Here is an 11,608-nt window from a genome sequence, read left to right on the forward strand (position 1 = left end):
CAGAGAGGGCAGCCGCGCAGCGGCCGCCTGATATGGCGCAGGCGCGGGTCGTTAGGGGACGCGCCCACGGCCCCTAACTCGGGCGCGGGCTACAATGCGACAAAAAACGACCGGGTTATAGCGACCGAAACCCTCGCGGTCAGGGCAAAGAACGTTGCTAAAACAGTATTCTGCCGTCACCAGCGTAAGTGGAATTGCCTTAATCGTACTGTGTTTCTTTGCGGCCATTGCACACGGCAATTGTCAGGGCCGAAGGCCCGGCCCCGACACCCCGGCCTGCACTTAACATGGCCTGCCCGCTGCGCGGGTACCCTCGCCGCGTCCCCGTCCCCGTCGCCGGGCGGGTCGGCCGTCCGTGGCCGATTGCCCCTGGCAACGGTGCCTTGCTCGGCAGCCCAAGATGCGCGCTAAACGTCAACACCCCAATCTATCGCCACCGGGCAACCTAACCACCGGTTTTGACATGGGCTAATTTATTCAATTTCAAAGACGATTTATGTGGTGAGTGGATAGCCTACCTCGTAACGAAGGTAAAGCCTGCATTGAGCCACGCGAATGGGAGACGGAAAAAGAGAGGTTCACCTAACTAACTCGTGATTCCTGCCGTGACGTGTAACACCCACAAAAAAGCCCGCTCGGTGGGACGAAAAACGATTAACCAAAGGCGCAGGCGGTAGCGGGCTGCGGCGCTGCAAAAAAACAACGGTATCGTGGCGACTGAAACCTCACCGAACTACATGAAATCTCACCGACCTGGTACGGAGCACAGCCCAAAACCCCGCATGCCGAAATGAAAATGGTTGGCGTGCGCCGCGTTATAGTCCGGCCCCAACGCATTGCCAAAGTAATCACATCCCGCCAGATTCAACTGCCGGAGCAGCGCCGCCTTCTCCGCCGGCCGCTGCCAGTTATCCAGCACGCTAAGCCGCTCGCCGTTTTGCAAGCGGAAGGCTGCCAGATCCCAGGCTTCCGCCGTGGCGTGTTCGCTTAGCCGCCCCTGAGCCCGGTGGTAAACGTTGCGGCACGCATAGCTGCCCAGATGGTCAATCTGCACCAACGGCGAATTCAACGGGCTTTGCGCGGTGAGGGTTTTCGCCTCCATCACAAACATCGTACTGCTGACCGCCATCGCGCAGCTGCTGAGAAAACTGCTGCTTAAAGCCACGCCGGCAAATCGCTGGATGCGCACCGGCGCCGGCAGCGGACAGTTGCCCGTCACCGGGGTGGCGGTGCTGAAAGTGACGAAACCGGCGGCGCGGGCGCGCTCCAGCACCGCCATACAGGCGGCCGGATCGTCAACCAGGCGTTTGAGCTTGTAGCGGGTAATCAGCGTGGGCGGATCGCTCACCGACAGCGGAGCAAAAGGGTTATAGGCCGCCGGCAGATAACGCAGGCCCCAGGGCAACAAGAGCGCCAGCGCCGCAATAATCAGTACCCATCCCAGCAGGAGCTTCACGTTAGCGCGGTTCCTTACGATAGATTAGTGATAAGGAACCAGTATAGAGCATGCGGACAAGGCCGCCGGCAAGCGGCGGCCCGGCGGGGTTACAGCGACATATCAACCACCACGCGGCCGGTAATATGGCCTTCGCGCATGCGAGTGAAGATATCGTTGATGTTTTCTAACGGCTCGGCCGTCACCTCCGCGGCCACTTTTTTATGGCCGGCGAAGTCCAGCGCTTCCTGCAGATCCTTACGCGTGCCGACAATCGAACCGCGCACCGTGATGCCGTCCAGCACCATATCAAAGATCGAAAGATCGAACCGGCCCGGCGGCAACCCGTTGAGCACCATGGTACCGCCGCGGCGCATCACGGTCGTCGCCTGGGCGAACGCCTTCGGCGAAACGGCGGTTACCAGCACGCCATGCGCCCCGCCGAACTGCTCGTGGAACCAGGTGCCGGGATCAACCTCTTTGGCATTGGCGACCACCGTTGCCCCCAGCCTTTTCGCAAACTCCAGCTTGTCGTTGTCGATATCCACCGCCGCCACGTTCAACCCCATGGCGCGGGCATACTGGATCGCCAAGTGCCCCAGGCCGCCAATGCCGGAAATCACCACCCAGTCACCGGCTTTGGTGTTAGTCATTTTCAACCCTTTGTACACCGTCACGCCGGCGCACAGGATCGGCGCAATGCCGATAAAGTCGACGCCTTTGGGCAGGATCCCCACATAGTTGGCGTCCGCCAGGCAATATTCCGCAAAGCTGCCGTTGACCGAGTAACCGGCGTTTTGCTGGGTGTGGCACAGGGTTTCCCAACCGCCCAAACAGTGTTCGCAATGCCCGCAGGCGGAATAGAGCCACGGAACGCCAACCCGATCGCCCTCTTTCAGGTGTTTCACGCCTTTGCCGACCGCCACGATATGGCCCACGCCTTCGTGGCCGGGAATAAAGGGCGGGTTGGGTTTGATCGGCCAGTCGCCGTCCACCGCGTGCAGATCAGTGTGGCAGACGCCGGTGGCCTCGATTTTGATCAGGATCTTGCCTGGGGTGATTTCCGGCACCGGTACGTCGTCAATCACCAACGGTTTGCCAAAGGCGTTAACCACAGCGGCTTTCATCTTTTTCATAGTAAACCTCGTATTTTGTAGGGATAACAGGGCGTTTTCTAGAACAGACCGAGCGGCTTGGTGTCATAGCTCACCAACAGATTTTTCACCTGCTGGTAGTGCGACAAGGCAACCTTGTGGGTTTCCCGGCCGATGCCGGAGTTTTTATAACCACCGAAAGCGGCGTGTGCCGGGTAGATGTGGTAGCAGTTGGTCCAGACGCGGCCGGCCTTGATGGCCCGCCCCATGCGCCACACCCGGTTGGCATCCAGCGTCCATACGCCGGCACCCAGGCCGTATTCGGTGTCGTTGGCCAACGCAATGGCTTCCGCCTCATCTTTAAACGTGGTGATGCCGATCACTGGGCCGAAAATTTCCTCCTGGAAACAACGCATGCCGTTGTGCCCTTTGATCAACGTCGGGTGGATGTAGAAACCGTTGCGCAGCGCGGCGTCGTGCCGCACCTGCGAGCCGCCGGTCAGGATCTCGCCGCCCTCGTTTTTGGCGATCTCGATATAAGAAAGGATTTTGTCGAACTGCTCTTTCGATGCCTGCGCGCCAACCATGGTGGCGGTATCAAACGGATCGCCTTTGTGAATGGTGGCGATGCGGGCGAGCACCTTCTCCACAAACTGCGGGTAAATCGATTCCTGCACCAGCACGCGCGACGGGCAGGTGCACACTTCGCCCTGGTTGAAGAAGCCCAAAATAACCCCTTCCACCGCCTTATCAAGAAACTCCGGCTCGCCGCGGAAGATATCTTCAAAGAAAATATTGGGCGACTTGCCGCCCAGTTCTACGGTGCTGGGGATAATGTTTTCTGCCGCGCAAGACAGAATGCGCCGCCCCACCGGGGTTGAGCCGGTGAAGGCGATTTTCTCAATGCGCTTGCTGCGCGCCAGGGGTTCACCCACTTCAATGCCGTAGCCATGCACCACGTTCACTACCCCAGCCGGCAGCAGATCGCCAATCAACTCCATGAGCACACAGATGCTAAGCGGCGTTTGTTCGGCCGGTTTGAGCACTACGCAATTGCCCCCGGCCAGCGCCGGCGCCAGCTTCCAGGCCGCCATTAACAGCGGGAAGTTCCAGGGGATAATCTGCCCCACCACGCCGAGCGGTTCGTAGATGTGATAGGCCACCGTGTGCTGGTCAATTTCCGCCACGCTGCCTTCCTGCGCGCGCAGGCAACCGGCAAAGTAGCGGAAATGGTCGGCGGCCAGCGGGATGTCGGCATTCAGGGTTTCACGTATCGGTTTGCCATTATCCCAGGTTTCCGCCAACGCCAACGTTTCCAGATGCTTCTCAATGCGATCGGCAATCGCCAGCAGCACATTGCTGCGCTCCTGCACACTGGTTTTCCCCCATGCGTCTGCGGTGGCATGGGCGGCATCCAACGCCAGCTCAATATCTTGCGCGTCGGAGCGCGGGAACTGCGCCACATCTTCACCCGTTACCGGTGTGGTATTGGTGAAGTAGTTTCCGGAAACAGGTTCAACAAATTTACCGCCAATGTAATTCCCATAACGCGTTTTAAAAGCGATACGCGCACCGGGCTGTCCAGGATGAATATATTTCATGGGAAGCTCCTCATCAGAAAGTGACGCTACAGTGGCCACACGCGCAATGCGCCGGCACCGTGAGGTATAAGCATCTCTTATGCCAACTGAGGAAACTTATTGAGGGAATGGCATAAAACTGTTTTTTAACAAAAAGTTATAATAAAAAACACAGCGCCGACCTGGCAAAATAGTGGCAAAACCATAATTTACTGTTTCGTTTTTGTGTCGCGTGTCGCAACAACAAATACACCAAAATGATACATAAAAATCACATTGAATTATCCTGGAGCGCGCGATGCCACAAAGAATAGCGAGCCATTCCCGGCATTCTGTACCCTGCGTCACGGCCCCTCACCTCTCCGGCCTGCTGACCGATTCCTGGCAACGCAGCCAGCGCTACGGTCTGTGCCGTGATGACGAAGCGCTCCCCTATCTGCCCAGCGCCCTGCTTAAAGAAGCTCAAGAACAAAACCACTGGATTATCCCTATCGCGCGCCCGTTGCTCCGGCGCCTGACTGCCGAGATCGTCAGACGAAACGCCATTCTGGTGCTGGCGGATGCCTCCGGGCTGGTGCTGGAAACCTGCGGCAATCATGATTTTCTGCATAAAGCAGAGCGTGTCGCCCTGGCGCCGGGCAATCTGTGGGGAGAACATGCCCGCGGCACCAACGCGATCGGCACCGCGCTGGCGTTGCATACGGCCTGCGAAGTGGCGGGCGACGAGCATTTTCTGGCGCAGAACGCCACACTCTTTTGTTCCGCCGCGCCGTTATTTCGCCCCGACGGCCACATCGCCGGCATTTTGGATCTGTCCGCCCCCGCCCTGCAGCCCCACCACCATGCCGGCAGGCTGATCCGCCAGGCGGTGCGCGATATTGAATACCGCTGGGTGAAAAGCACCGTTTCCGCCCGGCGCTGGCTGCTGCGGCTGCACAGCGATAGCAGCCAGCTCGGCAGCACGCAGGAACTGCTGCTGGTGTTTGAAGACGATGTGTTGATGGCGGCCAACAAGCTGGCCATGAATGCGTTCCACCTGGCGCCAAAACACATCGGCGCCATGCAGTTCAACAGCCTGTTTGCACAATGCCCACCGGCAGGCGGCCTGCAAACGCTGCTGGCCAGCAACCAGCAACGGTATTTCGCCACCCGTTCCGCACCGGCGCAGCGTTACTTCTCGCTGGCGCCGGCGGAAGAACCCCTCGAAGATAACGGCATCAATAAAGAGAAGGCGCTGCGGATACTCAACGCCGGCATCGCCTTATGCATCACCGGTGAAACCGGCTGCGGCAAAGAGCACTTCAGCCACCGCCTGTATACCGCCAGCAAATGGCAGCACGGGCGTTTTGTGGCGATCAACTGCGCGGCGCTGCCGGAAAACCTGATTGAATCCGAGCTGTTTGGCTACGTTCCCGGCGCTTTCACCGGCGCCAACCCCAAAGGCTATATCGGCAAACTGCGCGAAGCCGACGGCGGCGTGCTGTTCCTGGATGAAATAGGCGATATGCCGCTGACGCTGCAGACCCGTCTTCTGCGGGTATTGCAGGAGAAAAGCGTCACGCCGTTGGGCGGTAGCCGCGCCTTCCCGGTGAATTTTGCCTTGATCTGCGCCACCCACCGCGATCTTGCCGCGATGGTGCAGGCCGGCGAATTCCGCGAGGATTTGCTCTACCGCATTCAGGAATACCGCCTGCACATTCCGCCATTGCGGGCATGGCCGCAGGTGCCGCGCCTCATCCGCCGCCTGTGGCAGGAGCTGGGTGCAGAGCAGCGCGACATCGCACTGCCGGAAGAGGTTGTAAGCCACCTTGCGCGCCAACCGTGGCCGGGTAACGTGCGCCAGTTGCTGAGCGTGCTGAAGGTGCTGCTGGCGCTGGCCAATGACGGCGACAGAATTAGCCTGGCGGATCTGCCGCAGGAGATCGATCGCCCTCTCCCGCCACCAAGCGCTCCCGCGGCGCCGGAGGCGCTGGATGAACAGGCGGCGATTCGCGCAGCCAACGGCAATATGAGCCTGGCGGCGAAAAAGCTGGGTATTTCCCGCAGCACGCTCTACCGCCGGCTGGAAAGGGCGAACTGCCAGTAGCATCCCCCCATGCACCGCGCAGTGCCTGGCCACAGCACTGGAAAACAGCGGCAAAGGCGCCATCGCCGAACAGCTGCTGGTCGCGCGTGCCGACGTCACCTTCGGCGGCGGTGAGAAAACCTTCAACGAAACCGCCAGGGCGGGAAAATACCAGGGTAAAACGCTGCACGAGCAGGCGCAGATGCTGGGATATCAGGTGGTGAGCGATGTTAACGGCCTGAGCGGCCTGACCAAAGCCGATCAAAACAAACCGGTGCTGGGTCTGTTTGCCGCAGGCAATATGCCGGTGCGCTGGCAGGGGCCGAAGGCGACCTACCACGGCAACAACCAACAGCCGCCGGTCACCTGTACGGCCAACCCGCAACGCACGGCGGATACGCCTTCGCTGGCGCAGATGACGGATAAAGCCATTGAGCTGCTGAGCAAAAATGACAATGGCTTCTTTCTGCAGGTGGAAGGCGCATCCATCGATAAACAGGATCATGCCGCCAACGTCATTGGCCTGACCGATCAGACCGATCTGTTCTACACCCTGCACGACGCAATGGGCATCAAATAACGTCTGTGCGGCGGCGGTGACGGTTCCGCCGCCGCAATGCGTTTACCGCGAGGTGGTTTGTTGCTCTGACCAGTGGGCCATTTCCTGGGCAATAAACCAGCTCACCAGATCGCGGTACATTTTCTCAATCACCGCGCCATCCAGCCCGCACGCTTGCGCCCACTGGCGCCGTTGCGCCAGCATACTATTGAAGCGCGCCTGCGCCTGCACCTCATCCGGGGTGCTTTTAAACGGCGCCGCCGCTTTTACATAGCCAAAGCGCAGCCCAAGCAGGCGGATCACTTCCTGATCCAGTGCGTCAATCTCGTGCCTGATCTCCGCCATATTGGCGCAGTTTTCCGCTGTAACCGTTTGTTTATAGGTCATGTATTCCTCCCTGGATAAATGAAAAAATTCGTTATTGCCCTTTCAATTACGGCGCCAGACGGCCAGGCCGCCGGCAAGAAAGAACATCAGTGCGGCGCTGATGCGATTGAGCCTTTTTAAGCCGGCCACTGTGAGTAAGCGCGCAGCCTGCATGCCGCCAAAGGCGTAAAGCAGCATGATAGCCACATCTATCGCCACCGTTGTGCAGGCAAACGCAACGTATTGCGGCACCAGGGGATGATTGACAACGATAAACTGCGGCAGGAAAGCGGAAAAAAACAGCAGCCCTTTCGGGTTTGACAACGCCGCCAGCAGGCTGCGCATAAACGCCCGCTTGCCGCTGCGCTGGGTGGCCGGCTCACCGGCCAGCGGTTTTAACATCGCCGGCGTTGAGCGCCATAACTTCCAGGAGAGCCAAAAAAGGTAGCCGGCGCCAAGCCATTTGACCACTGAAAACAACGTGTTGGAGGCAAGCAATAGCGAGCCTAGCCCCAGCGCTACCATACCAATCAGGATAAAATCGGAAAGCGCTGCCCCGGCGACCCCCATCAAAATAACTTTCTTGCTTTTGCTCACGCCGTTTGTCAGTGCGAGCAACATGGTTGGGCCGGGTATCACCGTAACCGCCAGCGATGCCAGCGCGTACATCAACACGGTTGTCAACATTGTACCACCTTCAAATAACCCATCGTATTAGTACAATAATACGCTTTTAACCCCGGCAGGCAACGGCTGTGGCCCACGCTTATTCGCCCTGATTAAACAACGGGATATCCTTACCCACGATATAGCGCTGCCGCAGCCGCGCCGAGATGGCATCCATCACCATGACGATCACCACCAGAATCAGCGTGATAAACATCACCACATCCCAGTTCCACAGGCGCATGTTTTCTGCATACACCAGGCCAACGCCCCCGGCCCCGACAAAGCCCAACACCGCGGCGGAACGGGTATTGGATTCGATTTGGTACAGGCTCAGCGCTAAAAACGTCGGGAAGGATTGGGTAAAGATACCGAAGCGGTGCTTTTGCAACACGTTGGCGCCCACCGCGTTCAGGCCACGGCCCGGCGAGCGCTCCACCGCCTCATGCCCTTCGGCATAGAGTTTACCGAGCAAGCCGACATCCTGCATAACGATCGCCAACACCCCGGCCAGTGGCCCCAGCCCCACGGCGCGCACGAATATCAGCCCCCAGATGGCCATATCGATACCGCGGAAAATATCCAGCAGCCGGCGCACCAGCAAGGCAATCGGCCGCAGCAGGCGGCCCTGCATCACATTGCGGGCGGCAAAGAATGAGATCGGCAGCGCCAGCAGCGTGGCGGTGATGGTGCCGGCAAACACAATCGCCAGCGTAATGGCAATTTGCGAGAGATAATAACCAAACGGCCAGTTAACAAAATCTTTCCAGATGAACATACGGGCAAAATACCGCCCCAACTGCTGAACACCGTTGATCCACTGCGCCCCACTGATACCAAACGCATGGAAAAAGAACAGGTAATAACACACGATCGCCAGTATCAGCAAAGTAACGCGGCGCAAATACCGCCGCTGTATCTGGAACAGTTCCGGGTGTTCGGTTTTCATGCGTGCCACGTCGGGCTGTACAACCGCCATCATGCTGCTTTCCCCTCTACCACGATGCGCCGTAAACGGCCGGAGACACTGTCCAGCAAAGACACCACAATGATAATCAGCAACAGGGTGATGCTGACCTGATCGTAACGATCGAGCTTGATGTTGGTCATCAACTCCTGGCCGATCCCGCCGGCGCCGACCAGGCCAAGAATGGTCGACGAGCGGAAGTTAATCTCCATGCGCATAAAGCTGTAGGAAAGAAAAATCGGCTTGACCTGCGGCCAATAGGCAAAGCGCATCCGCTGCAGCTTGCTGGCGCCGCAGGCCGCTAGCCCGCGTACCGGCTTGTCCGAGACGCTTTCAATCGCTTCATAAAACAGCTTGGTTAAACTGCCGATGGTGTGCAGTGCCAGCGCCAAAAACCCGGGGATGGCGCCGATGCCGAACGCCATCACGAACATCACCGCCCAGCCCAGCTCCGGCATGGTGCGCAAAAATGCGACCACCGCCCGGATAGTAAAGCGCAGCGGCGCCGGGCTTTGGGTGTTGGCCGCGGCGAAAAAAGCCAGTATCGCCGCCGCGATGACCGCCACCACGGTAGCGGCCAGTGCCAGTTGCAGCGTTTCCCAAATCAGCGGCAGCTGTATGTGCAAACGGTAGCCCCAATAGGCCAGAGAGCCTTCGGTGCGGCCATCGGCGAACAGCAGCCGCCAGTGCAGCACCGGCAGCGTTTCACGCAGGTAGTCAAAGAAGTTCGGCAACGCATGCCAGATGGTCGCCAGATTGAATTCCGCCACCTTGCCGGCGCCAAGAAATAGGCCGGCCAGCAGCAAAGACCAAAGCAAGGCATCACGCTTTTGCCGCCCTTTGATCTGTTGGTAATAGCACTCAAAATCGTTATTCAAAACAGTATCCTGTAGGCTCTTAATCAGCCGTCGGTCGCCCCGCACGCTGTTTGCCCTTCCCTGAAGCAAAGCCGGGCTACGGCTTACACCGCACCCGGCCAGTCCCGCCGTTCAGCAGGGGCGCAATAGCCAACCGTTAACCGCGGCCGCCCTTCATCAATTCGCGTTTCAAGTCGATGATGTTTTGATAGTCGGCCAGGGTTGCCGGGCCGATATGCTGCGTGCCGCCCATCGCTTTAATGAAGCAGGCGTGCTGTTCTTTATCCAGCTTGTGAATGGCGGCAACCACTTTTTGTTTAAAATCCGCCGGCAGTTTGTTGCTGACCAGCACCGGGCCGTTCGGGATCAGCGGCGATTGCCAGATAATGCGGATTTGCTGCATCAGATTGGGGTGATCCATCCGGATCAGGCGGGTAAAGGCACCCACGGTATAGCCGGTGTTGTAATCCCCCACCATCGATGTCCAGGTAACGGCGCCGTCAAACTGGCCGTTCAGCACACCGAGGATGTCCTGCTCATGGCCGCCGGAGAAGGTGACGCTGGAGAAAAAGTTGTTGTATTTGTCGTCGCTATTGCCGCCAAACGTCTTTTTAAACGTTTGATCGGGGATCAGGAAGCCAGAGGTGGAATCCGGATCGGCAAAACCAAAGGATTTCCCTTTCAGATCTTCCAGTTTTTTGTAGGGGCTGTCGGCTTTGACCACCACCACCGAATGATAGCCGCGCGACTGGTCTTTATCGTCCACCGCGATCCCGACGATATCCACCGCGTTAGGATCTTTGAGGTACACCGAGGCAAAGGATGACGGGGACATACTCAGCACCAGGTCCACTTTGCCGCCCAGCAGCCCTTGGATCACACCGGTGTAGTCGGAAGAGTTGCGCAGCCGGGTCTCAACGCCCAGCTCTTTATCGAAGAACTGTTTGACGCACTGATTATCACCGATCTGCTGTGTGGCATTCTGCCCGCCCAAAATTCCCAGGTTAAGCTCTGTGGGGGCTGCAGCAACGCCAAATGCCATCAGCGCGCCGGTTAACATCGTGGTCAAACCAAGGATCTTTTTCATGTTGTCGCCTGCTGTTGTATTAAAAAATAAAGGGTGCAAAAAAGTGTTAATTCAGTTGATTAACCTCATCGCCATACAGCGTCTGAAGCAGCGTTTCGTCTAATTGTGTGGGGTGGCCGTCAAACACAATGCGGCCTTGGGCAATGCCAATCACCCGCGTACAGTGGCTTTTCACCAGCTCAACCGAATGCAGGTTGACCATCACACTGATCCCTTTCTGGCTCACTTCGCTCAGCACATCCATGATGCGGCGGGTATTTTTCGGATCGAGTGAGGCCACCGGCTCATCGGCCAGCAGGATTTTTGGCTGCTGCATCAGTGCGCGGCAAATCGCGACGCGCTGCATCTGGCCGCCGGAGAGGTTTTCCGCACGCTGCAAAGCCTGCGGCAACATGTTTAACCATTGCAGCAGTTCAATGGCGCGGGCGCGGTCTTCGTCGGAGAACACGCGGAAGATGGATTTGAGCGTTGAGGTTTGGCTAAGGCGGCCGAGCAATACGTTGGTGAGCACATCCAGGCGGGGTACCAGGCAAAAATCCTGGAAGATCATACCGCAGTCAGTGCGCCACTGGCGCATTTGACGGCTGTTCAGCTTGATCACATCCTGCTGCTCGCCATTAGCGCCGTAATTGATGATTTCGCCGTCAGTGGCGGAAATGGTGCCGTTGAGCATGTGCAACAGCGTCGATTTCCCCGCCCCGGAGCGGCCAATCACTGCCACCAACTCGCCGGCGTGCAGATCGAAGTTGATATCGTCCAGTACCCGGCGCTGCGCCGTCCAGGCTTTGCCCAGCCCGCGCACGGAGAGCACCCGTGCCTGGCGGACCGGCCGCAGCGGCGTGCTGTATTCAGGAGCGGATTTCAATAGTGCCTGTGCCATCTTGGTATCCGTTTATTAAACGTGAAGGTTGCCACTTATTAAGGGCAAGCAA

Annotated in this window: 10 protein-coding genes and 1 pseudogene; 2 read left to right on the top strand and 9 right to left on the bottom strand. The window is 58.3% G+C overall.

The genetic code is table 11. The features are described from left to right. Positions 1 to 745 precede the first annotated feature (745 nt). The 3 genes from ACN28Q_RS02610 to exaC form a co-directional block, all read right to left on the bottom strand. The gene (locus ACN28Q_RS02610) at positions 746 to 1,456 is read right to left on the bottom strand and encodes an extensin-like domain-containing protein (RefSeq protein WP_095844906.1); all 711 of its coding nucleotides are present in this window, start codon (positions 1,454 to 1,456) and stop codon (positions 746 to 748) included. Between the two features lie 89 nt (positions 1,457 to 1,545). Beyond that, entirely contained in the window at positions 1,546 to 2,571 is a 1,026-nt protein-coding gene (gene adhP / locus ACN28Q_RS02615; protein ID WP_095844907.1) for an alcohol dehydrogenase AdhP, read from the bottom strand. Between the two features lie 38 nt (positions 2,572 to 2,609). Next, positions 2,610 to 4,130 carry an acetaldehyde dehydrogenase ExaC gene (exaC, locus tag ACN28Q_RS02620; protein WP_095844908.1) on the bottom strand — a complete coding sequence of 507 codons (1,521 nt, stop codon included), beginning with the start codon at positions 4,128 to 4,130 and terminating at the stop codon, positions 2,610 to 2,612. A gap of 277 nt (positions 4,131 to 4,407) precedes the next feature. Between exaC and ACN28Q_RS02625 the strand changes: the two genes are divergently transcribed. Together ACN28Q_RS02625 and ACN28Q_RS02630 are read left to right on the top strand one after the other, a co-directional pair. Next, on the top strand, positions 4,408 to 6,195 hold the full coding sequence (locus ACN28Q_RS02625; RefSeq protein WP_095844909.1) for a sigma-54-dependent Fis family transcriptional regulator: 1,788 nt from the start codon (positions 4,408 to 4,410) through the stop codon (positions 6,193 to 6,195). Positions 6,196 to 6,214: 19 nt separating this feature from the next. Beyond that, positions 6,215 to 6,712 (top strand): annotated as a pseudogene (locus tag ACN28Q_RS02630) (alkaline phosphatase); the annotation flags it as partial. 84 nt (positions 6,713 to 6,796) lie between these two features. Here the strand turns inward: ACN28Q_RS02630 and ACN28Q_RS02635 are convergent. The 6 genes from ACN28Q_RS02635 to phnC all read right to left on the bottom strand — a co-directional run bounded on the left by ACN28Q_RS02635 (position 6,797) and on the right by phnC (position 11,556). Beyond that, positions 6,797 to 7,120, bottom strand: coding sequence for an isochorismate lyase (locus tag ACN28Q_RS02635; RefSeq protein WP_095844911.1), 324 nt, complete (start codon positions 7,118 to 7,120; stop codon positions 6,797 to 6,799). A 42-nt stretch (positions 7,121 to 7,162) separates the two neighbouring features. Continuing rightward, on the bottom strand, positions 7,163 to 7,786 hold the full coding sequence (locus tag ACN28Q_RS02640; protein ID WP_095844912.1) for a LysE family translocator: 624 nt from the start codon (positions 7,784 to 7,786) through the stop codon (positions 7,163 to 7,165). 79 nt (positions 7,787 to 7,865) lie between these two features. Next, on the bottom strand, positions 7,866 to 8,744 hold the full coding sequence (gene phnE, locus ACN28Q_RS02645) for a phosphonate ABC transporter, permease protein PhnE (RefSeq protein ID WP_095848881.1): 879 nt from the start codon (positions 8,742 to 8,744) through the stop codon (positions 7,866 to 7,868). Further along, entirely contained in the window at positions 8,744 to 9,610 is an 867-nt protein-coding gene (gene phnE / locus ACN28Q_RS02650; protein ID WP_095844913.1) for a phosphonate ABC transporter, permease protein PhnE, read from the bottom strand. Before phnE (ACN28Q_RS02650) ends, phnE (ACN28Q_RS02645) begins: the two co-directional genes overlap by 1 nt. Positions 9,611 to 9,746: 136 nt before the next feature. Beyond that, positions 9,747 to 10,676, bottom strand: a complete 930-nt coding sequence (gene phnD / locus ACN28Q_RS02655; RefSeq protein WP_095844914.1) for a phosphonate ABC transporter substrate-binding protein — start codon at positions 10,674 to 10,676, stop codon at positions 9,747 to 9,749. Positions 10,677 to 10,722: 46 nt separating this feature from the next. After that, positions 10,723 to 11,556: a phosphonate ABC transporter ATP-binding protein gene (gene phnC, locus ACN28Q_RS02660; protein WP_095844915.1), complete on the bottom strand. Its 834-nt coding sequence runs from the start codon at positions 11,554 to 11,556 to the stop codon at positions 10,723 to 10,725. Positions 11,557 to 11,608: the final 52 nt, after the last annotated feature.

Source organism: Gibbsiella quercinecans (assembly GCF_002291425.1).
Taxonomy (GTDB): Bacteria; Pseudomonadota; Gammaproteobacteria; order Enterobacterales; family Enterobacteriaceae; genus Gibbsiella; species Gibbsiella quercinecans.